The sequence below is a fragment of the Rhodococcus sovatensis genome (genome assembly GCF_037327425.1).
Lineage (GTDB): Bacteria > Actinomycetota > Actinomycetes > Mycobacteriales > Mycobacteriaceae > Rhodococcoides > Rhodococcoides sovatense.
The window spans coordinates 4,228,954-4,254,575 of the sequence record NZ_CP147846.1 but is presented as its reverse complement, the minus strand read 5'-3'; the positions used below and the strand labels follow the sequence as shown (position 1 = coordinate 4,254,575).

The 25,622-nt window shown below is 63.5% G+C and carries 24 protein-coding genes; 10 read left to right on the top strand and 14 right to left on the bottom strand.

Annotated features, from left to right (window positions below):
• Positions 1–54: 54 nt before the first annotated feature.
• Positions 55–672 (bottom strand): TetR/AcrR family transcriptional regulator, encoded by a 618-nt coding sequence (locus tag WDS16_RS19815; RefSeq protein ID WP_338887048.1) that lies wholly within the window; start codon positions 670–672, stop codon positions 55–57.
• Between the two features lie 85 nt (positions 673–757).
• Between WDS16_RS19815 and WDS16_RS19810 the strand changes: the two genes are divergently transcribed.
• Complete coding sequence (locus tag WDS16_RS19810; protein ID WP_338887046.1) at positions 758–1,576, top strand: oxygenase MpaB family protein; 819 nt, start codon at positions 758–760, stop codon at positions 1,574–1,576.
• A gap of 75 nt (positions 1,577–1,651) precedes the next feature.
• On the opposite strand, the gene WDS16_RS19805 is transcribed toward WDS16_RS19810, so the two are convergent.
• The 3 genes from WDS16_RS19805 to WDS16_RS19795 are packed head-to-tail and all read right to left on the bottom strand — an operon-like array spanning position 1,652 to position 4,897.
• On the bottom strand, positions 1,652–4,006 hold the full coding sequence (locus tag WDS16_RS19805; RefSeq protein ID WP_338887044.1) for an FdhF/YdeP family oxidoreductase: 2,355 nt from the start codon (positions 4,004–4,006) through the stop codon (positions 1,652–1,654).
• 23 nt (positions 4,007–4,029) lie between these two features.
• Positions 4,030–4,290: an acyl-CoA-binding protein gene (locus tag WDS16_RS19800; protein WP_338887043.1), complete on the bottom strand. Its 261-nt coding sequence runs from the start codon at positions 4,288–4,290 to the stop codon at positions 4,030–4,032.
• 16 nt (positions 4,291–4,306) lie between these two features.
• Positions 4,307–4,897: a TetR/AcrR family transcriptional regulator gene (locus WDS16_RS19795; protein ID WP_338887042.1), complete on the bottom strand. Its 591-nt coding sequence runs from the start codon at positions 4,895–4,897 to the stop codon at positions 4,307–4,309.
• Between the two features lie 53 nt (positions 4,898–4,950).
• On the opposite strand from WDS16_RS19795, the gene WDS16_RS19790 reads away from it, so the two are divergent.
• Positions 4,951–5,889: an oxygenase MpaB family protein gene (locus WDS16_RS19790; protein ID WP_338887041.1), complete on the top strand. Its 939-nt coding sequence runs from the start codon at positions 4,951–4,953 to the stop codon at positions 5,887–5,889.
• A 64-nt stretch (positions 5,890–5,953) separates the two neighbouring features.
• Here the strand turns inward: WDS16_RS19790 and WDS16_RS19785 are convergent, their stop codons facing one another.
• Positions 5,954–7,267, bottom strand: a complete 1,314-nt coding sequence (locus WDS16_RS19785; RefSeq protein WP_338887040.1) for a class I SAM-dependent methyltransferase — start codon at positions 7,265–7,267, stop codon at positions 5,954–5,956.
• Positions 7,264–8,712 carry an FAD-binding oxidoreductase gene (locus tag WDS16_RS19780; protein WP_338887038.1) on the bottom strand — a complete coding sequence of 483 codons (1,449 nt, stop codon included), beginning with the start codon at positions 8,710–8,712 and terminating at the stop codon, positions 7,264–7,266. Before WDS16_RS19780 ends, WDS16_RS19785 begins: the two co-directional genes overlap by 4 nt.
• Positions 8,713–8,957: 245 nt before the next feature.
• Here WDS16_RS19780 and WDS16_RS19775 point away from each other — a divergent pair, with 245 nt between their 5' ends.
• From WDS16_RS19775 to WDS16_RS19760, 4 genes are all read left to right on the top strand, one after another.
• Entirely contained in the window at positions 8,958–9,392 is a 435-nt protein-coding gene (locus tag WDS16_RS19775; protein ID WP_338887036.1) for an SRPBCC family protein, read from the top strand.
• A gap of 62 nt (positions 9,393–9,454) precedes the next feature.
• The gene (locus WDS16_RS19770; RefSeq protein ID WP_338887034.1) at positions 9,455–9,793 is read left to right on the top strand and encodes a YbaB/EbfC family nucleoid-associated protein; all 339 of its coding nucleotides are present in this window, start codon (positions 9,455–9,457) and stop codon (positions 9,791–9,793) included.
• Positions 9,794–9,805: 12 nt separating this feature from the next.
• The gene (gene recR, locus WDS16_RS19765) at positions 9,806–10,414 is read left to right on the top strand and encodes a recombination mediator RecR (protein ID WP_338887032.1); all 609 of its coding nucleotides are present in this window, start codon (positions 9,806–9,808) and stop codon (positions 10,412–10,414) included.
• 152 nt (positions 10,415–10,566) lie between these two features.
• Positions 10,567–11,601: a type IV toxin-antitoxin system AbiEi family antitoxin domain-containing protein gene (locus tag WDS16_RS19760; protein WP_338887031.1), complete on the top strand. Its 1,035-nt coding sequence runs from the start codon at positions 10,567–10,569 to the stop codon at positions 11,599–11,601.
• A 47-nt stretch (positions 11,602–11,648) separates the two neighbouring features.
• Here the strand turns inward: WDS16_RS19760 and WDS16_RS19755 are convergent, their stop codons facing one another.
• Positions 11,649–12,356: a glutamine amidotransferase gene (locus WDS16_RS19755; protein ID WP_338887029.1), complete on the bottom strand. Its 708-nt coding sequence runs from the start codon at positions 12,354–12,356 to the stop codon at positions 11,649–11,651.
• The gene (locus WDS16_RS19750) at positions 12,349–13,614 is read right to left on the bottom strand and encodes a Mur ligase family protein (RefSeq protein ID WP_338887027.1); all 1,266 of its coding nucleotides are present in this window, start codon (positions 13,612–13,614) and stop codon (positions 12,349–12,351) included. Before WDS16_RS19750 ends, WDS16_RS19755 begins: the two co-directional genes overlap by 8 nt.
• Positions 13,615–13,708: 94 nt before the next feature.
• On the opposite strand from WDS16_RS19750, the gene WDS16_RS19745 reads away from it, so the two are divergent.
• Positions 13,709–14,092, top strand: coding sequence for a nuclear transport factor 2 family protein (locus tag WDS16_RS19745; protein ID WP_338887025.1), 384 nt, complete (start codon positions 13,709–13,711; stop codon positions 14,090–14,092).
• 23 nt (positions 14,093–14,115) lie between these two features.
• Here the strand turns inward: WDS16_RS19745 and WDS16_RS19740 are convergent, their stop codons facing one another.
• Positions 14,116–15,024, bottom strand: a complete 909-nt coding sequence (locus WDS16_RS19740; protein WP_338887024.1) for an EamA family transporter — start codon at positions 15,022–15,024, stop codon at positions 14,116–14,118.
• A 72-nt stretch (positions 15,025–15,096) separates the two neighbouring features.
• On the opposite strand from WDS16_RS19740, the gene WDS16_RS19735 reads away from it, so the two are divergent.
• A complete protein-coding gene (locus WDS16_RS19735) occupies positions 15,097–15,999 on the top strand; it encodes a LysR family transcriptional regulator (protein WP_338887022.1) in 903 nt (300 codons plus the stop codon).
• Between the two features lie 3 nt (positions 16,000–16,002).
• Here WDS16_RS19735 and WDS16_RS19730 read toward each other — a convergent pair whose 3' ends face one another.
• The 4 genes from WDS16_RS19730 to WDS16_RS19715 all read right to left on the bottom strand — a co-directional run bounded on the left by WDS16_RS19730 (position 16,003) and on the right by WDS16_RS19715 (position 21,693).
• Complete coding sequence (locus tag WDS16_RS19730) at positions 16,003–16,380, bottom strand: SHOCT domain-containing protein (RefSeq protein ID WP_338887020.1); 378 nt, start codon at positions 16,378–16,380, stop codon at positions 16,003–16,005.
• A 265-nt stretch (positions 16,381–16,645) separates the two neighbouring features.
• Positions 16,646–18,457, bottom strand: a complete 1,812-nt coding sequence (leuA, locus tag WDS16_RS19725; RefSeq protein WP_338887018.1) for a 2-isopropylmalate synthase — start codon at positions 18,455–18,457, stop codon at positions 16,646–16,648.
• A 175-nt stretch (positions 18,458–18,632) separates the two neighbouring features.
• A complete protein-coding gene (locus WDS16_RS19720) occupies positions 18,633–18,866 on the bottom strand; it encodes a hypothetical protein (RefSeq protein WP_338887016.1) in 234 nt (77 codons plus the stop codon).
• Between the two features lie 187 nt (positions 18,867–19,053).
• Complete coding sequence (locus WDS16_RS19715) at positions 19,054–21,693, bottom strand: LuxR C-terminal-related transcriptional regulator (protein WP_338887015.1); 2,640 nt, start codon at positions 21,691–21,693, stop codon at positions 19,054–19,056.
• Positions 21,694–22,111: 418 nt separating this feature from the next.
• Between WDS16_RS19715 and WDS16_RS19710 the strand changes: the two genes are divergently transcribed.
• Positions 22,112–23,377: an aspartate kinase gene (locus tag WDS16_RS19710; RefSeq protein WP_338887014.1), complete on the top strand. Its 1,266-nt coding sequence runs from the start codon at positions 22,112–22,114 to the stop codon at positions 23,375–23,377.
• Positions 23,378–23,379: 2 nt separating this feature from the next.
• Positions 23,380–24,402, top strand: coding sequence for an aspartate-semialdehyde dehydrogenase (locus WDS16_RS19705; RefSeq protein WP_338887013.1), 1,023 nt, complete (start codon positions 23,380–23,382; stop codon positions 24,400–24,402).
• A gap of 99 nt (positions 24,403–24,501) precedes the next feature.
• On the opposite strand, the gene WDS16_RS19700 is transcribed toward WDS16_RS19705, so the two are convergent.
• Complete coding sequence (locus WDS16_RS19700) at positions 24,502–25,578, bottom strand: sn-glycerol-3-phosphate ABC transporter ATP-binding protein UgpC (protein ID WP_338887012.1); 1,077 nt, start codon at positions 25,576–25,578, stop codon at positions 24,502–24,504.
• Positions 25,579–25,622 lie beyond the last annotated feature (44 nt).

Genomic DNA, 25,622 nt, shown 5'->3' with positions numbered 1-25,622 from the left:
GCCTCCGGCCCCAGTGGCGCGGTTGAGTGCACCAGAGCGCGCATCGCCGCACCACTAGGGCGCCGCATAGGGAGCGGCGGCCAGTAGCAGATCCGTGCATTGGGTGACTACGGCACTCTCGTCGAGATCGAGTTCGCCGCCGAGCCACGCCGTCAGGACCTGCGCGAAACCACCGACGACGAAATGTGTTGTAAGAACTTGCTTCCGGTTCGCAGAGGTGCCGTAGAACTGGTTTGCCTGTGCTGCGAGAAGGGCCGCGAACATCTTCGTCGACTCGGCTCGCTTCGCGGCGAGGACATCGTTGCTCAACGTCGCCGAGAACAACACACGCCCGCGGCGTGGATCCTCGGCGACCGATCGGACTATGGCATGGACTGCGGCGTGGACGCGTTCGCGTTCGCTGTTGGACGACGCCGAGACTGCAGCGAGTGCGGTCGTCGTGATGTCGCCGATCACCCGGTCGTACACGGCTTCCATCAGCGCGTTCTTGTCGGCGAAGCTCTCGTAGAAATACCGTGAAGCGACTCCGGATCGACGGCACACGCCTCGCACGCTCAGCTCGGGCTCGGTCGTTCCCAGCAGGTCGAGACCCGCTTCGACGAGCATGCGACGTCGTTCGGCGACCCGGGCCGAGCCGTCGACTCCGCCGTAGGTCCGGGGTGATTCGGGCATGAACAACATCTTGACACTCTTCGTCGGCCTCGCCTAACGTTATCTGCACACGAACGTATGCAGATCAGAACAGAAGGATTTCGCCATGGCAGTCGACAACGAACTACTCCGGAAATCGATGACGGGTGTCGGTCTGCTGGCAGGCGGTGCCAACGTGATCATGCAGCTGGCGCATCCGGCGGTCGGGTATGGGGTGTACGAAAGCAAGGTCGAGAGCGGCCAGATCAATCGGCATCCGGTGAAGAGGACTCGCACGACGCTGTCCTACCTGGCGGTGGCGGGGATGGGCGAGGACGACGTCAAAGCCGCGTACCGCAAGGCAACCAATCGGTCTCACGCCGCGGTGAAGTCCACAGCCGACAGCCCGGTGAAGTACAACGCATTCGATCCGAACCTGCAGCTGTGGGTCGCGGCATGTCTGTACCGAGGGTTCGAGGACGTCTACAACGCGTTGTACGGCGAACCGGACGCGGGGACTCTCGACGAGATGTATCAGCGATGCCATGTGCTGGGATCGACACTGCAGATGCCGCGCGACATGTGGCCGTCCGACCGTGTCACCTTCGAAAAATACTGGAACACAGCGCTGAACGACGTGCACATCGACCCGACCATTCGAAAGTACCTCTACGGCATCGCCTCGGCGACGTTCGCCAAGCCGGCAATCCTGCATCCGTTCATCGGCCCGTTCATGCGTTTCGTGACGACGGGATTTCTGCCCGAGCGGTTCCGCGACGAGATGGAGCTGCCGTGGGACCCGGTCAAGCAGAGGCGTTTCGATCGGCTGCTGGGCAGCCTCGCGGTAGTGAACAGGTTGACGCCCCAGGTGATCCGGAACATGCCGTTCAACATCCTGCTGTGGGATGTGAGGACCAGGATCAAGCAGGGTCGTTCGCTTGTTTGAACTTCTCTGATCAGTGGCACGGTTGAGTGCACCAGGGTGCACTCAACCGTGCCACTGGGTCCAACTGCGCTGGGCCTAGCTGAGATGATGCGGCTGCGGATGCTTCTTGTGGACTTCGTCCGAACGCATCTCGTCCTGGTGCCCGTGGTTGTCGACGGCCGTCGTGGTCCCGGCGGGAACCAGTTGGATCACAACGGACTTCGACGTCGGGCAGTTGCTGTCCGTCGCCGTCGAGTCGAGCGGCACGAGAGGATTGGTCTCCGGGTAGTACGCCGCGGCGCACCCACGCGGGGTGTCGTACTCGACGATGCGGAAGTTCGATGCACTCCGGTCGATATCGTCGTCGTCCCACTTCGTCACCAGGTCGACGAAGTCGCCGTCACGGTAGCCGAGCGCCGCGATGTCCTCACGATGGACGAAGACGACGCGTCGGCCACCCTCGATTCCGCGATACCGGTCGCTCAGTCCGTAGATGGTCGTATTGAACTGATCGTGACTGCGGAGGGTCTGCAGCAAGAGATGCCCGTCGGGAACGTGCAGGACGTCGATGGGCGAGGATGTGAATTCTGCTTTGCCCGAAGGGGTCTCGAACTTCCTCGAGTCCCGTGGCGGGTGCGGGAGAATGAAGCCGCCGGGCCGGCGGACATTGACCTCGTACCCGTCGCAACCGCTGACGACGCGGGCGATGTGGGTGCGAATGTTGCGGTAGTCCTCCCGCATGGCCCTCCAGTCGATGCCGTAGCGGTCTCCCAGTGTCGCCTCCGCGATGCCCGTCAGAATCGCGATCTCCGAGCGCAGGTACTCGCTGGCGGGCTTCAGCGGCCCGCGGGATGAGTGGACCGAACATGTCGAGTCCTCGACCGAAATCCACTGCGGCCCAGACTTCTGGACGTCCTTCTCGGTGCGCCCCAACGTCGGCAGGATCAGTGCTATATCGCCGGTGACCAGGTGTGAACGGTTGATCTTGGTGGAGATGTGCACGGTCATGCGCATCCTGCGCAGTGCTTCGAACGTTACTTCGGAGTCGGGCGTCGCTTGAGCGAAATTGCCGCCGAGGCCGAGGAAGAAGTGCGCCTTGCCGTCGCGCATCGCGCGGATGGAATCGATGGTGTCGAGACCGTGTTTACGAGGCGGATCGAAGCCGAACTCGCTCTCGATGGCGTCGAGGAAGAGCTCTGGAACCCTCTCCCAGATCCCCATCGTACGATCGCCCTGCACGTTGGAGTGTCCACGGACCGGTAACAGTCCGGCGCCACGCTTGCCGATATTTCCCTGAGCGAGAGCTAGATTGGTGACTTCTTTGATGGTGGCGACGGCATTGCGGTGCTGCGTCAGTCCCATCGCCCAGCAGAACACGGTGGCCTTGGAGTCGCGCAGCATCTCTGCGGCCTTGGTGATCTGTTGGACGGTCAAGCCTGTCGCGTCGGTGACCACATTCCAGTCCACCGATGCGACATGCTCGCGCCATTCGTCGAATCCTGCGGTGTACGACTCGACGAATTCGTGGTCGATGCTGTCCCACTTCAGCAGCAGCGATCCGATGGCTTGGAACAGCGCAAGGTCGCCATTGATCTTGATCGGCAGGTGGTAGTCCGACAGGTCGGTCCCGGGTCCCACCATGCCGCGTGCGGTCTGGGGGTTCTTGAAGTTCAGTAGACCCGCTTCCCGGAGCGGGTTGATCGAGATGATCTTCGCGCCGTTCTGCTTGGCCTTCTCCAGTGCGGAGAGCATCCTGGGATGGTTGGTGCCGGGGTTCTGACCGGCCAGGATGATGAGCTCGGCGTCGTACACATCGTCGAGGGTGACGCTGGCCTTGCCGATACCGATGGTCTCCTGCAGCGCGAACGACGTCGACTCGTGGCACATGTTGGAACAATCGGGAAGATTGTTGGTCCCGAACGCACGCGCGAACAATTGGTAGACGAACGCAGCCTCGTTGGAGGCGCGCCCGGACGTGTAGAAGAGAGCCTCGTCGGGACTGGCGAGAGAATTCAGCTCGTCCCCGATGAGGCGGAAGGCGTCGTCCCACTCGATGGGTTCGTAGTGCGTTGCGCCGGGAAGTCTGACCATCGGGTGCGTGATGCGGCCTTGCTGGCCGAGCCAGTGCTCGGAGCGGGCGTCGAGTTCGGCGATGCTGTGCCGAGCGAAGAACTCCGGGGTGGCACGTGTGGTCGTTGCCTCTTCGGCAACGGCTTTGGCGCCGTTCTCGCAGAACTCCGCGGCATGGCGGTGGCCGGGGTCGGGATCCGGCCACGCGCAGCTCATGCAGTCGAAGCCCTCGGCCTGATTGAGGTCGAGGAGCGTCTTCGCGGTGCGTACCGCGCCCATGTGCCCGAGTGCTCGTTTCATCGACACTGCGACAGCGACCGGTCCCGCCGCATGAGTCTTCGGCTTCTCGATGTGCAGATCTGCCTCGTCGTAGTCGCTCACACGGTCCCTCTCATGTGGATGAGTTACTTGCCCAGAAGTCGAGAAACCAAGTCTACGTACGATTGCTTCGCCGAATCCTGACCAGTGCCTTCGAGTTTTGCCCATGCGTCGTACTTGGCGCGGTTCACCATGTCCAGCCTGCCTGGTCGCTTGCCATCGACGTCGCCCTTCGAGCCCTGCTTGTACAACGAATACAGGCTCAGCAGATCATCGTTGCTCGGCTTGGTCGTGAGGGTCTTGACGTCGACCTGGGCTTGCTGGAACGACTCGTCGAGATCGGACATCGTGTGAGCTCCTTGGTTATCGGAATGTGGTCGGTTCGATCATGGCATGTTCCGACGCCCCGGAGACGAGCCTGACGCAGTGCGCAACGAATTTCTCGCGGGGCGTCGTGATGGAGCCGTCGAGGTAGCCGACGAACAGCGCGGTCAGTGCCCCGACCACGCCGACGGCGATCAGGCGCTTGTCATCGGGGTCCTCGCTGGTCAACTGGGCTTGCACGAGCTCGACGAAACTGGGTAGCAACGCTGCGCCACTTCCGCCGATCGCCGACTCCGAGAGCGGGGCGAGCAGCAGAACTCGTCCGACGCTCGGGCTGTCCAGAACCAGCTCGACGAACGCGCGGACAGGTGCCTCGACTCTGTCGCGTTCGTCCGAGGATTCGACGGCATGGACGATTGCTTGTCGGGCCTGCTCGCCGACGTGGGCGTAGACCGCTCGTACGAATGCATCGCGATCGTCGAAGCTCTCGTAGAAGTAGCGCTCGGTGAGACCTGCCGAGCGGCAGACACCGCGAACACTGACGGCGGGTCCATCCGGGGAGCCGAGCAACTCGATTCCTGCAGCCAGAAGTGACTCGTGGCGGTGGCGTCGGCGTTCGTCGATGGTCATCGGCTCTCTCCGAAGTATTGACTACGCATGTTGTCAGATCCTAGTCTGACAACATGCGTAGTCAGTCGGGCGACGAGCGACCGGTTCCACTGGGACCGGATTCGCTGACATGGAAGTACTTCGGTGATTGGCGCGGAATGCTGCAGGGTGTATGGGCAGGGTCCATGCAGAACATGCACCCTGGCCTCGGCGCGGGAGTCGAGGAACACTCGATCTTCTTCGACGAACGGTGGCAACGTCTGTATCGCTCGCTCTATCCCATCGGGGGAGTGGTGTTCGACGGCGATCGAGCCGAGGCGACTGCCCTGCAGGTCCGCGGATATCACGAGAGCATCAAGGGTGTCGACGCCAAAGGGCGCCGCTACCACGCGCTCGACCCCGACACGTTCTACTGGGCGCATGCGACGTTCTTCATGGGGACGATTCTCACGGCGGACAACTTCATGGGCGGAGTGAGCGAAGCCCAGAAGCGGCAGCTGTTCACCGAGCACATCCAGTGGTACCGGCTCTACGGCATGAGCATGAAACCGGTGCCGGAGACGTGGGAGGACTTCCAGCTGTACTGGAAACGCATGTGCCACGAGGTACTGGAGGACAACAAGGCAACACGCGACGTGCTCGACCTGTCGAAGCTCGGGCCACCGCCGTATGCAGCGTGGATTCCGAGCCCGGTGTGGTCGGTTCTGCGGGTACCGATCACTCGCGGGTTCGTCTGGCTCACCATCGGGTTGTACGACGAGCCGGTGCGAGAGTTGTTGGGTTACACCTGGTCCGAGCGCGACGAGCGCGTCTTCAGATGGGTGGGTAAGGCGGTGAACCTGTCGTTCGCGTTGGTTCCGCGCCGCTACCGGTTGCACCCGCGCGGGCGGGCAGGATGGGACCGTGCACGTGGCCGCCTGTCTGCCGACGCTGCGCTACCGCAGACCCCTCCGCGCAATCTGCCGCCGTTGGAAGCGCGCGACGATCCGAAGCACTACAGCCCCAAGGTGTAGTCGCGGTCCCCGCTAGTGGCGCGGTTGAGTGTGCTGCCGTGCACGTGGCCGCGCCACTGGAGGGCTAGCCCTCCCACCACGGACGGAGCGGAACATTCGCCTCGCCCTTGGGGCCGAGCTTGACGCCCAGTACCTGGTGCAGCTGAACGACATTGCGCTCGAACCCGAGCCGAGATCCGGCCATGTACAAGCCCCAGACGCGGGCAGTTCCCTCGCCCGCCTCGGCTACGCAGGCGTCCCAGTTGTCGACGAGATTCTTGCACCAGGCTTTGAGAGTGAGTGCATAGTGCTCGCGCAGGTTCTCTTCGTGGCGTACCTCTAGACCGACATCCTGCATCTCGGTGATGATGCGCCCGGAACCCGTCAGTTCACCGTCCGGGAAGACGTAGCGGTCGATGAACGATCCTGCGCGCGCATGACTTCGATTGTCCGGCCTGGTGATGCTGTGGTTGAGTACTCGTCCGCCGACGCGAAGCTTGGACTTGATCGCGTCGAAGTACGACGGATAGTTGTGGACGCCGATGTGCTCGGTGAGTCCGATGGACGACACTGCGTCGAAGTTCGATTCGGTGATGTCCCGGTAGTCGGAGAAGCGCACCTCGGCGAGATCGGACAGGCCCTCTTCGGCGATTGCCTTCTGCGCCCAGGCGGCCTGCTCTTTGGACAGGGTCGCGCCGATGGTCTTGACGCCCCGTCGGGCCGCGAAGCGAACCATTCCGCCCCAGCCGCAGCCGATGTCGAGCAGTCGATCGCCTTCCTTCAAGCCGAGCTTCTCGAACACGAGACGATACTTGTTCTCCTGCGCCGCCTCCAGCGTGTCGTTCTCCGAGGTGTAGGCAGCGCAGGTGTACGTCATGGATGGCCCGAGCACGTACTCGTAGAACGTGTTGGACACGTCGTAGTGGTGCGAGATCGAATCGGCGTCACGCGTTTTCGAATGACGGAGCCCTTCGGCGATCCGACGCCACCGCGGGACGACCTCCTGCGGCGGAGGGGCGATGGGACGCAACAGATCCCAGCCGAGAGACCGCGTGATCGATGCCAAGGTGAGGGCGCTCGGGCGTCGAAAGTGCAGTTCGTCCCCCATGATCCGGAGCAGGTCGTACGGGTCGCCCGGATGGACGCCGACGGCATCGAGGTCACCGGAGACGTACGCGCGCGCCATCCCGAGATCGCCGGGAGCGGTTGCCAGATAGGTGGTTCCGCGCGGGCTCTTGAGAGTCAGGCCGATTTCGGCATCCTCGGGCCCCGCCGCACTTCCGTCGTAGGCGGTGAATCGGAGCGGAATGTTGCCGTCGGAGACCAGCTCGAGGATCTCCGAGATGGTCAGCTTATGGGTTCGGGTCTCGCGTGTCGTGGGTTCTTTGAACGTTGTCATTTTCTTTGCACCGCCTTCGAGTACATATCCAACAAACGTGAATCAGGGTCGTGACGCTTCTTCAATTCGACGAACCTTTCGCCGCCGTACAACGCGGCGAACTCCGACTCGGTGTAGTACGCATCCGAGTAGAGAGACTTGTGCCCTTGGAAATCGGTCACCTTGTGTTCGATCGCCCGGTTGGCTGCACCTTCGGGGGCTCCTGGAACAATCGGAACCGACGACCAGAACCCGATGTTGACGTAGGTCCTCTTCGGCTCGAGCGGATACAGCGGCCAGGGGCGAGCTGCGTCGGCGCCGGGTGGTGCCGGTTCGCGAAGACGCAACGGACACAACCACAGCGGTTCGATGGGGATGTCGTTCAAGAACCAGCGCAGGAACGCCGCAGTGTTCTCGATGGGTACTTCGACGTCCTGAACGACGCGTTCCCGCGGCGGGTTGCCCTTGCGTGCCTCCAGGCGATCGGCGATGTCGTATTTTCGGTCGAGCGCAATGAGCTTCCAGTAGAAACTGGAACGACGGTATTTCTTCGGCCAGAATCGTCGGATTCTCGGATTCTGTGTACCGAATGCGCGTGAGCACCAAAACCAGTCGGTGTCCCAGCGCCAGAGGTAGTCGTGGATCGTCAGTCGGTCGGTTTTCGGTGTCGCGCTCCCGTGTTGGATCGAGCGGTAGAAGATGTCAGGCCCGGAGTGGTAGTCGCTGACAGGCCCCGGTTCGGCCGTCTGAATACCGAGGGTCAGGTAGCTTTCCTCGGCCGAGAAGACGACGCCGTCGAGATACTGCACTTCGGTGCCGTCGTAGACACGGTCACGGACGATCTCGTCCATGACGCGTTGCATCACGTCGAGATCGTCGAAGCGGACGTGGCGCAGGGCGACGAACGGCAGTACCGGCTCCAGCTGAATTTTCAACCGAGTCGCGTATCCGAGAGTTCCGTACGAATTGGGAAAGCCCCAGAACAGGTCTGAATGTTCACCGTCGGGAGTTGCGGTGACGATCTCACCGCGACCGGTGAGGATGTCCATTTCCAACACCGACTCATGCGGCAGACCGCTACGGAACGACGTGCTCTCGATGCCGAGTCCGGTGACCGCACCTCCGAGAGTGATCGTCTTGAGCTGCGGGACGACGAGCGGCGCCAAGCCGTACGGGAGAGTGGCCGCTACCAGGTCCTCGTAGGTACACATGCCTGCGACATCGGCGGTCTTGTTCTGCGGGTCGACCGAGATGACGCTCGTCAGGCCGGACACGTCCAAACCGGGTGCGCTCGTCGTCGAGCGTGCCCGGAACAGGTTCGACGTCTTCTTTGCCAGCCGAACTGTCGCGTTCGCGGGTATCGCCCGATAGCTGTCCAGCAAGAGATTCACCCCTGCGCGGTGCGCGGCGAATCCGCTCTCGCGGGGTGCGGGCCTTCGTCTCGGGAGTGCTATCGCGTAAGCCACATGGAGACGCTATCTCCACTGCTCGCACTGGGCCACCGAGAATGGCACCCGGAGCGCGAAACTTCACGCAAATGTTGTCGTTGATATGCGCAAATCGGTCAAATGCATGGTGCAACCATCTTGATTTCACAGCTGAGACGGTCAGCGGTGAGGCGCATCACATCCATGACGTTGTTCTTTCTCGATCGGTCGCCCCGGAGTGCAGGATGGGACCAGAGGCATCAACGATCCAAGGAGACGTACACGTGGCACAGGTAAGCGCGAGCAGTTCGATCACCATCGCTCAGGCGCCCGATCAGGTTCTGGCGGCACTCGCCGACTACGAGACCGTCCGTCCGCGGATTCTTCCCGAGCAGTACCTCGACTACATCGTCGTCGAAGGCGGCCAGGGGAACGGCACTGTTGCGCAGTGGACGTTGCAGGCTACGTCGAAGCGATCGCGCAACGTCAAGGCAACCGTCACCGTCGACGGATCGAGCATCGTCGAACGCGACGCCAACTCCTCGATGGTCACGACCTGGACCGTCGCCCCGTCCGGAACCGGTAGCGAGGTGACGACCACAACCGAGTGGAAGGGTGCGGGCGGAATCGGCGGGTTCTTCGAGAAGACCTTCGCTCCGCTGGGATTGAAGAAGATCCAGGCGCAGACGCTGGCGAATCTGGAACGTGAAGTGCGTTAGTCGGCAAGGCTGAATTACCCACTACTCTGGCTCTGGAGTACCCGAACCGAGAGGACACCACTGTGCAACCCGGTGAGCAGCCCGACATTGCGTCGATCATGCAGCAGGCCCAGCAGATGCAGCAGCAGCTGATGGCTGCGCAAGCCGAGATCGCCGAAGCCGAGGTGACCGGCCAGGCGGGCGGAGGGCTCGTCACGGCGACGGTCAAGGGGACGGGTGAGCTGGTTTCCCTGGTGATCGATCCGAAGATCGTCGACCCCGAGGATGTCGAGACTCTTCAGGATCTGATCATCGGGGCCATCGCCGACGCGTCGAAATCTGCGTCGGCTGTTGCTGCCGAGAAGCTCGGACCGCTGGCGGGTGGGCTCGGCGGCGGATCGCTCGGGCTCCCCGGCTTCTAAGAGAGTTCGCGCGTGTACGAAGGTCCTGTTCAGGATCTGATCGACGAGCTCGGCAAGATGCCGGGAGTCGGCCCGAAAAGCGCTCAGCGCATCGCATTTCACCTGCTGGGCGTCGAACCGCCCGAGGTGGACCGGTTCATCAATGCACTGCAGCGGGTCCGCGACGGCGTCCAATTTTGCACTGTGTGCGGGACGGTCTCCGACAAGGAGTTGTGCCGGATCTGCGCCGATCCCCGGCGTGATCGCAGCATAATCTGCGTCGTCGAGGAACCGAAAGACGTTCAGGCCGTGGAGCGCACTCGGGAGTTCAAAGGCAGGTACCACGTCCTCGGTGGTGCGCTCGATCCGTTGAACGGCGTCGGGCCTGATCAGTTGCGGATTCGCGAGTTGTTGGTGCGCGTCGGGAATCAGGAGGACGGCGTCGATGTCGCCGAGGTCATCATCGCGACCGATCCGAACACCGAGGGCGAAGCGACCGCGACTTATCTCGTCCGGATGATGCGTGATTTTCCAGGCCTCTCGATCACCCGGCTGGCCTCGGGCCTGCCGATGGGCGGGGATCTGGAGTTCGCGGACGAACTCACGCTCGGCCGCGCGCTCACCGGACGGCGGGTTCTGTAGGGCTCTGATTTGGTTGGTCGGCTCCGCCTCCAGTGGCGCGGTTAAGTGTCCTGACGTGCACTCAACCGCGCCACTGAAGTTATCCACACCCTGTGCATAACCCGCCTGTTTTCGGCACTCGCCTTGACCGTCGTTGTGCATCATTTCCAAGCATGAATTCGAAGCGGCCGACGCTGGCTCAGGAGATTCTCGATCCGCAGCACGGTCTTGTGACTACGGTCCAGTTGCGGTCGTGCGGGTTCACGCCGCAGGCCGTCCGGCATCAGGTCGAGTCGGGGGCGTGGCTTCGAGTGTTCCGGAACGTCATAGCGGTCACCAATGGGCCGCTGAGCCGCGAGATGACACTGCGCGCAGCCGTGCTGTACGGAGGCCGTGGCGCGATGATCAGTCACGACACGGCAGCGTTCGAATGGGGCATGACGCGCATGGACGACGGCCCGGTCCACATCACCGTGCCGCGCGGGTGCTCCGCAATCCATCAGCCTGCTGTGGTCCGGCGTAACTCGGCCCGGCCGACGTCATCGCACAACGCCGAGATCCATCCTGGCGTCGTGATGCATCGTTCGTTGGCTATCGAGCACATCGGTGTCGATTTCGATCCACCGCGAACGAGTAAGCCCGATACGGCAATGGATCTGGCTGTCGCAGCTGCGTCCGCTCGTGAGGCGTCGGCGATTCTGGTCAGTGCGCTCTCTGCCGGCGCAGTGTCGATAGGAACGATGCGCCGGAAGATCGAGCTGAGGCGTCCCAGGCGATATCGGCAGGCCTTGCTCGACACGTTGAGCCTGCTCGCCGACGGAGTGCAGTCGGTGCTCGAATACAGGTATGCCGTCGACGTCGAGAAGGCCCACGGACTACCGACCGGCCGACGGCAGGCACCGGTCCACGTCGGCGGACGAATTCTCTTCGAGGACGTCGAATACGGGCCGGGTGGGCTGATAGTCCGGCTGGACGGTCAGCAGTTCCATTCGGCCAAGCAGACGCGCTTCCGAGATCGCCGTCGAGACAACGCCGCCGAACTCGCCGGGCGTGCGAGCCTGGGGTTCGGCTGGGACGATGTGGCCCACGATCCGTGCGGCGTGTATCGGGATGTGCGAGACGTCCTGGTCCGAGATGGCTGGGACGACGCATCGTACCCGTGCGAGAACTGCGCAGTGGCACGGAAAAACGCATCGGAGTGCACTTAACCGTGCCACTGGCGGCGGAGCCGCCACAGCCACAAGCCCGCCGGGCACTACCGTCTCAGGCGCTCGCGCCTCAGCTGGGCGACCTCGGGCAGATCCAGCGGCTCCAGTGTCCTGCCGATCGCCTTCTCCAGCAGATAGTCCGCAAGCTCCGGGTTCCTGGCGAGGACCGGCCCGTGCATGTATGTCCCGATCACAGAACCTTGTACGACGCCTTCTCGGCTGTCACCGACTCCGTTTCCGATGCCCGAGGTGACTCGTGCCAGCGCGTGCGCGTCGGAACCCAATGTCGTTCCTCCGCGGTGATTCTCGAACCCGGACAGCTTCTGAGTCAAACCATCCAGGAGTGGTTCGGTGATGACCTCGCCGATCGATCGGGTCTCCTGAGGTGACGTCGTCACGTCGAAAAGGGATACCCCGTCGACTTTTTCGCCGGAGGACGTCTCGTACCAGTGGCCGAGGACCTGAATCGCCGCACAGATAGCCAGCACTGGAACCCCACGTGCGGCCGCTTTCTGCAGTCCGGGATATTGCGTCAGGTGCCGGGTCGCCAAGCGCTGCGCCGAATCCTCGGCGCCGCCGAGGGTGTACACATCGAGCGAGTCGGGGACCGGATCGTTCAGGGTGATATGCACGACCTCGGCGTCGATGTCACGCATCCGAAGCCGTTGTCGCAGAATCAATGCGTTGCCGTTGTCGCCGTAGGTGCCCATGACGTCGGGCAGGACCAAGCCGATGCGGACGGTGGACTCAGACATCGTTCACCTCGCGTGCGAGCGCGCGCCCCAGATCGCGAAACGCGGTGTAGTTGGCCAGGACCTCGACGCGCCCCGGAGGGCAGGATTCGATGGCTTTCAACGGATCTGCGACGGTTGTGTGCTGCGAACCGGCGTAGAGCAACCGGACTCCCAGATCGGTGGCACGCTCACCGGCAGCGACGACAGCAACGTTCTCGAAATGCTCGAACCGTACGTCCCACAGCCAGGAAAGGTCCTCACCGTCGGGAACTTGACCGTTGACCGCGATGACGAGCCCGTCCACGGTCGGGTCGATCATCGACAGGGCTTCCTGCCAGCCGGCGGGGTTCTTCGCGAGAAGCATTCGGACGGAATGCGATCCATGTTGGACGGTGGAGTACCGTCCGGCGACCTCGTTCACTCCGGACGCGGCGAGGACGGCATCGGTGGGGTCCGCTCCCAGCGTTACTGCGGCTGCGACAGCTTGCGCTGCGTTGCCGCGGTTGGCCTTACCGGGGAGTGCGAGCGTCATCGGGATGGTCAGACCGTCGGGACCGTACAGGTTTTCGTCGTCGAGCCACCAATCAGGCGTCGGACGCTTGAAGTCACTTCCGGTGCTGTACCAGTGCTCACCGTCCCAGACGATGGGTTCACCGGTCCGAGGGCAGCTGACGGAGTCGCCCGCCCAACCGCCGCCTGCCGCCACCCACACAACGTTCGGGGCGTCGAATGCAGCGGATGTGACGAGCACGTCGTCGCAGTTGGCGATCACGACGGTGTCCGGGTGACGGGCCAGGCCTGCGCGTAGTTTTCGTTCGATCATGTTGATCTCACCGACGCGGTCGAGCTGGTCGCGGCTGAGATTGAGCAACACCACCGCAGCAGGGGACACGGCGTCGCACACGTGCGGTACGTGAAGTTCGTCGACCTCGAGCGCTGCCAGTGGGGCGTCGAAATGAGCGTGCAGGGCAGCAACGATGCCTGCGTCCATGTTGGCGCCGTCTGCCTGTGTCGCGACGTCGCCGAGGGTGGCCAGTGCGGCGGCCGCCATGCGTGTCGTCGTCGATTTTCCGTTGGTGCCCGTCACTACCACTGTGCGACGACCGGAGCCGAGTCCCGTCAGGATGTCCGGGTCGATCTTGAGAGCGACGAGCCCGCCGATCATCGAACCCTTACCGCGACCTGCCTTGCGTGACGCCCACGTCGCGGCCTCGGCCGCTCGTAGTGCCAGCCGGCCCCGCGCGCCGATTGCCGCTCTGCGCTCACCCGCTCGAACCATGCGCCGAGTCTGGCACAAACATACGGCTCGACTCTCCTCGGAATGTGGCTCCACGCGCTATGTTGACTGAAACAGGTTCTAGAAAGGAACTCGTATGGCTCCATCTGCCGATGTCGTCCGCAAGACCGTCGACGCCTACGTCGAGGCCGTTGCGCATGGCACCGTCGACGACATTCTTGCCCTGTACGCCGAGGGAGCGACTGTGGAAGATCCGGTCGGCACCGAGGTCAGGGTGACCGAAGAGTCGATCAGAGAGTTCTACGCGGTGCTGGAGCCCTTGGAGCAGTCAGCGGAACTCCTCACGTGCAAGATCGCGTCCAACTCGGCGGCCTTCCACTTCAGGCTGGTGTCCAAGTTCGGCGAGAACACGTTCGAAGTATCACCCATAGACGTGATGGAATTCGACGACGACGGAAGAATCACATCGATGCGTGCCTACTGGGCGCCCGAGGATCTGGTTCAGACCTCTGGAAACTGACGCCGGTCTCGCAGTCACCGATGTCACACCCGCAGCGGTTCCGCCAGCGGCGTAGCTGACGAGGCCCGCCGCGCGGTGGCCATCCCGCCGAGGCAGCCGGCGATGACGACCGCGGCTCCGACCAGCGCTATGACGCTCGGGGTTTCGTTCAGGAAGATCCACGCGCCGGCGATCCCGACCACCGGTACCAGCAACGAAAACGGCGCGACGACGCCGGCCGGGTGACGGCTGATCAGTACTGTCCACAGGCCGGAGCCCGCGATGGTTCCCAGTAGCACGATGTACGCGAGGCCTGCGAGTGCAGGCCAGCCGTCGATGCTGAACGAGTCCGCGAGCGCCCGCCAGCCCGTCGATGGGCCCTCGACCGCGGCAGACAGGACGAGCATCGGCAGTGGCGGGACGACGCACATCCACAACATCAGGCGCATCGGCTCGGTGGACTTGGCCAATCGGTTGCCCAGATTGCCGACCGCCCAACCCAGTCCGGCCAGCAAGGTCAGCACGACCGGTATCAGTGACGCGGCTTGGCTCCGGTCGTATCCGATGAGGGTCATCCCGGCTACGGCGACAGTGATCCCGATGATCTGACGCCGGCTCACCTTCTCACGGAGCAGCAGCGCGCCGAGAACGATCGTGAACGGCGCAGACGACTGCAGTACGAGCGAGGCCAACCCAGTGGGCATTCCGGCGTTCATGGCTGCGAACAGGAAGGCGAACTGCAGGAAGCCGAAGCCGAAGCCGTAGAGCAGAAGCCACTTCAGCGGAACGTTCGGGCGGCGGACGAACAACACGACGGGTACGGCGATGACCAGGAATCGCAGTCCAGCGAAGAAGAACGGGGGGAAGTGGTCGAGGCCGACACGGATGGCGAGGAAGTTCAATCCCCACAGCACGGCGACGGTCAGTCCGAGGAGGCGGTCGCGAGTGGTCATGGCTCCAATCGTGGCGGGCATCAACCATCAGCACAATCGAATATATCCGCATTAACAGTTAAGGTTTTCTACATGAATGCGGAGCGCCTCAGGATACTCAGGGAGCTCGCCGATCGCGGTACCGTCGGAGCGGTCGCGACCGCGCTGTCGCTGACGCCGTCGGCAGTGTCACAGCAACTCAAACTGCTCGCCAGGGAGGCGGGCGTCCCGCTACTCGAACCCGATGGTCGACGCCTGCGCCTGACCGACGCCGGCGCCGCTCTCGTGCTTCGCGCCGACGAGGTGCTGGCGGCTCTCGATCGCGCGAGTGCCGAGATGGCGTCCTACAGCGCGTCGCCTAGGGGTCGCGTGCGTGTGGCTCTGTTTCCGTCCGGTGCCGCGTTGCTGTTGCCGGGCGTTCTGGACAGGATGCGCGAGAGCGGAACTCGAGTGGACGCGAGCGACGAGGACTTGCCTGCCTCGTCCGTTCCGGCGCTGCTGGCGGATTACGACGTCGTTCTGACGCATAGAGACGAGCGAGCGGCCGCGACGGCAGCGCCGCGTATCGAGGTTCGCGCGTTGATGCGCGAGCCGATCGATTTGGTCCTACCGCCCGAACATGCTTTGGCAAAACAGGATTCGGTCGATCTGCGCCAGCTTGCCGACGAACAGTGGATCAGTGTCAGGGGCGGATTTCCGGTCGACGACGTCCTGCTCTCGGTTGCGGCCGCCACGGGGGTTCGTCCCCGAGTGATTCAGCGCATCAACGACTTCCGTGTCACCGAGGAGCTCGTCGCCCGCGGACACGGCGTCGCGCTGATGCCGCGCTTCGCCGTCGTCCATCCAGGCTTGGTTCGTCTCCCGCTCTCGGGTGTGCGGGCTGGGCGAATCTACGAGCTCGCAACGCGCCCAGGCGCCCACGCACTGGCGGCTGTCGCCGCAGTGGTGGACGCCTTCGTCGAGGAGGCCGCTGGTGTGAGCGGAGATGCAGTGTGAGACTTAGGCAAGGGCCTTCGACTTGAGTTGGTTGAACTCGTCTTCAGTGATCGTGCCAGCGTCGAGCAGTGCCTTGGCGTGCGCGATCTCCTCGGCGGATGTCCGGCCGGCGACCTGCTTGATGTACTGCTCCTGCTCGTCTCTCGCGTGCTGCACGGCCCTGACCTGACGCTTGGTCATGTCACCGCCCTTGGCGATCAGATAGACCAAGGCGGTCAGGAACGGTGCAACGATCAGGAAGAACACCCAGATCGCCTTGACCCAGCCGGAGGTCTTGTGGTCCCTGAAGAGGTCGCCGATGATCGAGAACAGCACCATGAGATACGCGATGAACGCGAAACTCACGATGATCAGCCACAGAAAATCCCAGAACGAGTCCACGTTCGGTGCCCCATTTCATCGGTGTCGAAAACCTATGAACAATCCTGGCATCCGGCGCAAAGCAAGATCATCATCCGAAACAGGTGAGATCACCCGCGCCGGATGATGTGCGCGCGTGAACATCACGGGAAAACTGTGCATACGCCGACGAGTGAAAGTCTCGCGTTCTCAGCCCGGGGGCAGTGGGAACCACGCGGGCCCCTTTCCCAGCACCGAGGAGCGGGAAAGGGGCCTGAGTGGACTGCGTCCTACTTCAGTGTGGCGCTTACTTCAGGGCGCGGTTCACTGCCGACACGACGGCGCGTAGTGATGCGGTCGTGATGGAGGTGGCGATTCCGGCGCCCCACACGGTGACTGCACTTCCCGTGGGGCCGGTGACGGATGCTTCGACGTAGGCGGCGGCCTGCGCGTCGTCACCTGCGGACATCGCGTGCTCCGAATAGTCGAGGACGCTGACGTCGTAGCCGACGGTGGAGAGAGCGTCGACGAAGGCGGCAAGTGGCCCGTTGCCGGAACCGCTGATGTCCTGCTCCACGCCGTCCAGCTTGACCGTAGCGACGATGTTGTCCGTACCGCCGTCGGTCTCGGCAGCGATGACGCGCTGCTTGATGCGTTCGAGTGGCCGGATCGGACTGAGGTACTCCTGCGCGAAGACGTCCCACATTTCCTTCGGTGAGACCTCGCCACCTTCGCCGTCGGTGATGCGCTGCACGGCTTGAGAAAACTCGATCTGCAGCCGACGCGGCAGCGCCAGGCCATGATCGGCCTTCATGATGTACGCGACGCCACCCTTGCCGGACTGCGAATTGACCCGGATGACGGCCTCGTAGGTGCGACCTACGTCCTTCGGGTCGATCGGCAGGTACGGAACCTGCCAGGTGATTTCGCCGATGTCCGAGCCCTGTTCGTCCGCAGTGACTTTCATCGCGTCGAGGCCCTTGTTGATGGCGTCCTGGTGGCTTCCCGAGAAAGCGGTGTAGACCAGGTCGCCGCCGTACGGATGACGCTCGTGCACGGGGAGCTGGTTGCAGTACTCGACGGTACGGCGGATCTCGTCGATGTTCGAGAAGTCGATCTGTGGGTCGACACCGCGGGTGAACATGTTGAGCCCGAGCGTCACCAGACATACGTTGCCGGTGCGCTCCCCGTTACCGAACAGGCACCCTTCGATGCGGTCGGCGCCGGCTTGATAGCCGAGTTCTGCTGCGGCGACGCCTGTTCCGCGGTCGTTGTGCGGGTGCAGTGACAGAATCACGCTGTCGCGTCGGTTCAGGTTGCGGCTCATCCACTCGATCGAGTCGGCATAGACGTTCGGTGTCGCCATCTCGACCGTCGCCGGCAGATTCAGGATGATCGGCTTCGCGGGCGTCGGATCGATGATCTCGACGACGGCGTCGCACACCTCTTTTGCGTATGCCAGTTCGGTTCCGGTGTAGGACTCGGGCGAGTACTCGTAGCGCCAGTCGGTGTCCGGGTAGTTCGCGGCGACCTCGAGGCACTTGCGTGCACCGTCCGTGGCGATCTTCTTGATGACGTCCCGATCGGCCTTGAACACCACGCGACGCTGCAGAATGGAGGTGGAGTTGTAGAAGTGCACGATGACGTTGCGTGCGCCTTCACAGGCCAAGTAGGTCCGCTCGATGAGTTCGGCACGGCACTGCGTCAGAACCTGGATGGTGACGTCGTCGGGGATGGCGCCGTCTTCGATGATTTCCCGAACGAAATCGAAGTCCGTCTGGCTGGCGGACGGGAACCCGACCTCGATCTGCTTGTAGCCCATCCGGACCAGTAGATCGAACATGCGACGCTTGCGCGCCGGACTCATCGGATCGATGAGCGCCTGGTTGCCGTCGCGTAGATCCACGGCACACCACTGCGGCGTGCGGTCGATGACCTTGTCGGGCCACGTACGGTCCGGCAGCGTGATCGGCTCGACCTCTTCGGCGAACGGGCGGTACCGATAGGTCGGCATCGCAGAATTCTTCTGGGTGTTCCATGCGGGCTGGTCGCTCGGTCCAGGACGGGAGGGCGGGGTGATGGTGCGCGATCCGGATGTGTATGCGTCGGCTGGTGACATTGCTCTGATCTCCGAGGTTACTTCGCTGAAGTGGATTTCGACCGGCGCGATGAAACCCCGCGACGGGAAGCCAGTCTGATTCAGACCCCGTCGCGGCGATCGAGAAGAAGCGCGCGCTGCATGTCTGCGAGTGTACTACCGACCATGGTGGTTTCACGTCGGGGTTGGCAGAACCTCAGTCCGGAAGCCTGCGTAGTTCGACGATGGTGAGACCGAGCGCATCGAAGCGTGCAAGCATTCCGCGCAGCGCCGTTTCGTCGTCGATGGGTCCGAACAGGCGCGTGAAAGTGGTCGGAATCCGGGCGACGGAGAGGTCGGGGAATGCGGCCTTCGCACGCTCGGAGAGGTCGCCCTCGACGGTGAACTCGTAGCGGATTCCGTGCGAATGCACGTCGGCGGGTCGAGCCATGGCGGTCGCTCCTGCACTTGGTTCCACCAGGGGCGTTCTGCAGGTTCCACTCCCGGAAAAGGGGGGTTGTTCTGCAGGTTCCGCTCCCGGGTTTGCTTGTCGGTGTGTTCAGTACCAGCGTCCGCGTCGGACCGGGCTGCGGCATCACCCGCAGGTGATGAACCCGTGACACCGGGTCATGAAGTTCCTACAACAGACCCAGCTCGTGCGCGGCCGCAATGGCGTCCCGTCTGGAGCGGACCTCGAGCTTTCGGTAGATCCCGCGGAGGTGCGTCTTGATGGTGTTGACCGAGACGAAGTGATCGGCGGCGATCTGCTCCGCGGTCCGCCACGAAGGGAGCTCGCGAAGCAACTCGAGTTCGCGGCGGGTGAGCGTGCCGGTAGCGGGCCGATCGATCGTCCGAGCTTCGTGGGGGACACAGGCACGCGCGCGATCGGCGAACGGCTCGAGCAGGCCGAATCGTCCGTGATTGTGGTTGAGAATATCGCGTATCGGGGTCCCTGCCTCGACGAACGGCAACAGCATCGACTCCGGTGCCGCCGCGGTGAGAGCGTGGACGACCATGTCGAACGCCCGAATCGGGTGCTTTCTGGCCGCAGCGACGCTCGCGGCCGCCAGGAACGCCCGAACGGTGTTGACCGGATTGATGCATCGCTTGGTGCCGTCGACGATCGAGCTCAGCTCGTTGTCCGCGGCGTCGAGCCGCCCGTGCAACCGGTGGATCTCGGCGGCGAGCAGGCCGACGTCGCCGATCTTGCCGAGTCGTCTTCCGGTGACGTCGACGAGTTCGGTGGCGCGATGAATCTCACCAGAGGTCAGGTAGCGCCGTTGGACCATCGGAGCGAGCAGGGCCTCGAACCCGGGGATGACCGGCCGGTCGAAATCCAACCACTCGCGGTCGTGGTGGCCGGGCTGGTCGCCAGGGGTCTGCAATGCCCACCTGGCTCGGCGCCCGTAGTCGGCGACGGCCGGATCCGGCGACTGGCCGATGGCGACCCAGACGTCCTCCGGAACGGGTGCTTGGGCGGGGACAGCGCGAATCGTCGCCACCAGTAGTTCCAGGGATAGCGCCACGGCGTAGAGGGGAGTGTCGGTGAGCCCGTGCCGATCGGCGATCTCGCGAGCCTCGTGGACCATACCGAGGGAATCATCCAATTGTCCTGCGAGGAAGTGAGATCCAGCGACGATGGACAGGCAGCTGAGGGCTGTCAGATGCAGATTGCCGGCCCGGGCGTTGGCCGTTGCGTCCATGAGGTGGTGGACGGCTTCGGTGACGAGGCCCAGGTGCAATTCGGCCAGGCCGACGACCATCAGGGTGTAGGAATCGAGTTCGGGTGAGCCGGAATTTCCGATGTCGAGCTGCTTCGCCCGAGCGAGCGGCGCCGCGATGTTGCCGGTGCGAATCGCAGCGTGGACTTCGAGAGCGCGCCGCAGCATTTCGGCGTCGAGATCCTTGCGTGAGGTCCGATCGGTGACCGGCGTCGTCACCGATCGGCGAAGTGCAGACAATATCGACACTGCCGGAGCGGTATTTCCATCCATGAGGAACGCTGCCGCGTTGACGAGGTGAGCGATTGCATGTCGTCTGACTTGAACCGGGCTTCGATCGATGGCGGTGAGCACCTGGGTGCCGTTCCCGCGCAGCACCATTCCGAGACCGGATTCGGCGAGGATCTCGACGATCGTCGGAGAGTCTCCCGCGTGGACGCTGTGTTGGAGGGCTTGAAGCGGCTGCCGGTAGTCGTTGAACCACGACGCCGCGACGCGTTCGAGATTTCTGATCTGGCCCGCTCCGAGGCGGGCTATCTCGGCTCGGAGATACCCGCGCATCAGCGGGTGGTAGCGGTACGCCGGCTCCGGACCTGGGATCTGATCGATCAGGAAGTTCTGTGCGAGAAGGCCGTCGATGATGTCCTGGGCGTGATTCTCGCCGGTGAGGCGCTCGGCGAGATCGGTTGTGAACCAATCGGGTACGGCCGTCTCGACGAGAAACGTCCGCACGTTCGCGGGGAGGTAGGACAGCACCTCGCCCACCAGATAGTCCGCGACCGTGTGCTCGGTTCCAGTGAAGTCCTCGATCAACTCGGAAGGTCGGCGGGAGCCTACGAGCGTCATGCCCGCGAGTCGAAGACCAGCCGCCCAGCCTTCGGTCCGGTTCATCAATTTCGCCAGATCGTGCTCGTCCAGAACGGTCCCGGAACGCGCGAGCATCTCTGCTGCTTCGTCCGAGGTGAAGGCGATGGTGGAGGCCGAGATGTCGTGCACGAGGCCGTCGAGGCGCAGTTTCTGGAGCGCAAGTGGAGGTTCGTACCTCCCCGCGAGAATGACCCGCACGTTGCGAGGCGGATAACGGAGAAAATTGCCGAGGAGGGCAAGGATCTCTGGGTCATGCAGCAGATGGCTGTCGTCGAGGATGAACGTGATGTGCTCGTCCACCGACTCGAGCGCTTCGACGAGCAGAGCGCCGAAGTCGGCGTACGCCGGGTCGCCAGTGGAGAGGAGAATCGTGATAGCCGAATCCCAGGCGGGGGAGCCTGCTTGCGCGAAAGCAGAGGCAACACGCGAACGCAGGCCGGCGAGGTCGTTGTCGGTCTCGTCGACCGTCAGCCAGGCGATCGAACCGCCGTCGGAGACCCGCCTGGACTCGATCCAGTCCACGAGGAGCATGGTCTTGCCGGACCCGGCGGGTGCGGTCAACAACGTGACCGTATTGGTCCGCCCGCCACGATCGAGATCGTCGAGCAACCGTTGTCGCCGAATGGTCGCCTCGGCGAGCGCCGGAATGCGACTTCGGGGTGTGGGCACAGACAAGGGCAACGTGGTCATACACGACCCTCTCCCGACGAAGGCGCAGGCGATGCGATGGACGTGCCAATGGTATTCCCTTCCTTGCCATTTCGGGTGCCGAAAGCTGAATGTGCGGGCCGGTCGGTACGGTTCGAACGGTCGGCGGCAACGACGGGTTGCAGTTACGTTCCGAATTCGAGTCCGGCTCCCCGATCCAGGCCGAGAAACCAGATGCCGGACCGGATCGGTGTCGGGCGCGTCGACACCGATCTCGCCGACGCCTGCCCGCCGGTCTCGTTCACGGGTGATCGACCGCGATCGCCCGTCGGCTGTCGCTGTCGAGATCGGATCAGCGCAGGTGAGAGGCATCGCCGTCGTACCCGCAGCGCCTCGCGGACGGACAACTCGGTAAGGTAGTCAAGCCAGTCACACCACAATGCAGCGGAGGTACACACGCGTGGCTCTCATCGTCCAGAAGTACGGTGGATCGTCGGTGGGTACCGCCGAACGCATCCGACGCGTCGCTGAACGAATCGTCGAGACGAAGAAGGCGGGCAACGACGTCGTAGTGGTTGTCTCCGCTATGGGCGACACCACCGACGAGCTGCTCGACCTGGCCCAACAGGTGTGCCCAGCTCCGCCTGCCCGCGAGATGGACATGCTGCTCACCTCCGGCGAGCGCATCTCCAACGCGCTGGTGGCGATGGCCATTCATTCCTACGGCGCCGAGGCCAGGTCCTTCACCGGTTCGCAGGCAGGCGTCGTCACCACGAGCGTGCACGGCAACGCCAAGATCATCGACGTCACACCCGGTCGCGTTCGCAGCGCACTCGACGAAGGCTCGATCGTCCTCGTAGCTGGTTTCCAGGGCGTCAGTCAGGACAGCAAGGACGTCACGACGCTCGGACGCGGCGGCTCTGACACCACGGCCGTTGCGCTCGCCGCCGCGTTGAATGCAGATGTCTGCGAGATCTACACCGACGTGGACGGAATTTTCACCGCCGATCCGCGCATCGTGCCCAATGCCCGACATCTCGACACCGTCTCGTTCGAGGAAATGCTCGAGATGGCGGCATGCGGGGCGAAGGTTCTGATGCTGCGGTGCGTCGAGTACGCGCGCCGCTACGACGTTCCAGTGCACGTCCGTTCGTCGTACACCACGAAACCCGGAACCATCGTCTCCGGATCTATGGAGGACATCCCAGTGGAAGAAGCCATTCTCACCGGCGTCGCACACGATCGCAGCGAAGCGAAGGTCACCGTCGTCGGCTTGTCCGATGCTCCTGGCTACGCCGCCAAGGTGTTCCGAGCTGTCGCCGATGCCGAGATCAACATCGACATGGTGCTGCAGAACGTCTCCAAGATCGACACCGGCAAGACGGACATCACCTTCACATGCCCCAAGTCCGACGGCCCGACGGCAGTGGAGAAGCTGACCAAGCTCCAGTCCGAAATCGGCTTCGCTCAGGTTCTCTACGACGATCACATCGGCAAGGTCTCACTCGTCGGCGCCGGAATGAAGAGTCATCCAGGCGTCACTGCGACGTTCTGTGAGGCGCTCGCCGACGCGGGTATCAACATCGATCTGATCAGCACCTCCGAGATTCGAATCTCGGTGTTGTGCAGCGACACACAGCTCGACGAGGCAGTGCGCGTTCTGCACGCGGCCTTCGATCTCGGCGGCGAGGAAGAAGCCGTCGTACACGCAGGAACAGGACGGTAGTCATGACCGTAGTAGCAGTCGTAGGAGCCACCGGCCAGGTCGGCGCCGTCATGCGAACCTTGTTGGAGGAACGTAACTTTCCGGCCGAGACCGTGCGGTTCTTCGCATCCGCTCGATCGGCGGGCAAGAAGCTTCCGTTCCGCGGCGAGGAGATCATCGTCGAGGACGCGTCCACCGCGGATCTCGCTGGAATCGACATCGCGTTGTTCTCGGCCGGTGCGACTCTCTCGCGCGAGCAGGCGCCCCGCTTCGCCGCGGCCGGTGCCGTCGTCATCGACAACTCGTCGGCGTTCCGTAAGGACTCCGACGTACCGCTGGTCGTCAGCGAGGTCAACCCCGAGGCTGCGAAGAATCCGCCCAGGGGAATCATCGCGAACCCCAACTGCACGACGATGGCTGCGATGCCGGTTTTGAAGGCGCTGCACGACGAGGCAGGCCTGCAGCGCTTGATCGTCTCCAGCTACCAGGCGGTCTCCGGCAGCGGCCTTGCCGGCGTCGAAGAACTCGCCACCCAGGCGCGCACTGTCATCGATGACGTCGAAAAGCTCGTGCACGACGGATCCTCGGTCGACTTCCCCGCGCCGAACAAGTACGTCGCACCCATCGCGTTCAACGTCCTGCCCCTCGCCGGTGCGCTCGTCGACGACGGTTCCGGCGAGACCGACGAGGACCAGAAGCTCCGCAACGAGTCGCGCAAGATTCTGGGGTTGCCGGATCTGCTGGTCAGTGGAACGTGCGTCCGCGTCCCGGTGTTCACCGGTCACTCTCTGTCGATCAACGCGGAGTTCGCTCAGCCTCTCTCTGCCGAGCGCGCCAGGGAGATCCTGGGCTCGGCTGCCGGCGTCGAGCTGGTGGATGTTCCGACGCCGCTGGAGGCCGCAGGCAAGGACGTTTCTCTGGTCGGCCGGATCCGACAGGACCCGGGCGTTCCCGACGGGCGCGGGCTTGCGCTCTTCGTCTCGGGCGACAACCTGCGTAAGGGTGCCGCGCTGAACACGATTCAGATCGCAGAATTGCTGGTGTAGGCGGCTCCGCCGCCAGTGGCACGGTGAAGTGCGTTGGGGTGCACTCAACCGTGCCACTGGGCGCGGAGCGCCCCGCCACTGGCGCGGAGCGCCCCGCGGTCAGCCGAGGCGCAGGCCGTCACCTGATCCGTCGAAGATGTGAGCATGGGCGTCGTCGAACCGAATGCCGACGACGTCGCCCTTCTGCGGCGGATCACGCCAGTCGGCGCGCGCGACGATCGTCTGAGAAGTGCCGTTGATGTCGGCGCGGCCAAACACGAACGCCTCCGAGCCCAGTTCCTCGACGACGTCGATCTCCAGTTTCAATCCCGAGGACACGATCTCGACGTGCTCCGGGCGGATCCCGAAGACGACCTCGGACCCCGAGGACGCCGAAAGGGTCCCACGCGGGATCGGGACTACTTGGTCGCCGATTCGCACGCCACCATCGGTGACCGGCACGCGGAACAGGTTCATCGACGGTGAGCCCATGAATCCAGCGACGAACACATTCGCCGGCGTCCGGTAGAGCTCGCGCGGGGACGCGCACTGTTGCAGAATGCCGCCCTTCAACACGGCCACTCGGTCACCCATCGTCATCGCCTCGACCTGATCGTGCGTCACGTACACCGTGGTGGTGGCAAGGCGACGTTGGAGCTGCGCGATCTGGGTACGCGTCTGGACGCGGAGCTTCGCGTCGAGATTGGACAGTGGCTCGTCCATCAGGAACACCTGAGGTTGCCGAACGATGGCGCGCCCCATGGCAACTCGTTGACGCTGTCCTCCGGACAATGCCTTCGGCTTGCGGTCCAGATACTGCTCCAGGTCGAGCAGTTTGGCAGCTTCGAGCACCCGGGTGCGGATTTCCTCCTTGCTCGCCTTCGCGAGCTTGAGTGCGAAGCCCATGTTCTCGGCGACGCTCATGTGCGGGTACAGCGCGTAGTTCTGGAACACCATCGCGATATCGCGGTCTTTGGGTTCGGCGTCGGTGACGTCTGTGCCGCCGATGAGAATGCGGCCGCTGTCGACTTCTTCCAGGCCCGCCAGCATTCGGAGCGAGGTCGACTTTCCGCAGCCCGAGGGGCCGACGAGTACCAGGAATTCGCCGTCGGCGATTTCCAGGTCGAGCGAGTTGACGGCTGGGACGTCGGAGCCTGGGAAAAGCCTGGTGGCGCGGTCGAACGTGATCGATGCCATGACGAAGAAAATCCCTCCACCGGCAGGAACGTGCCGGACGATCC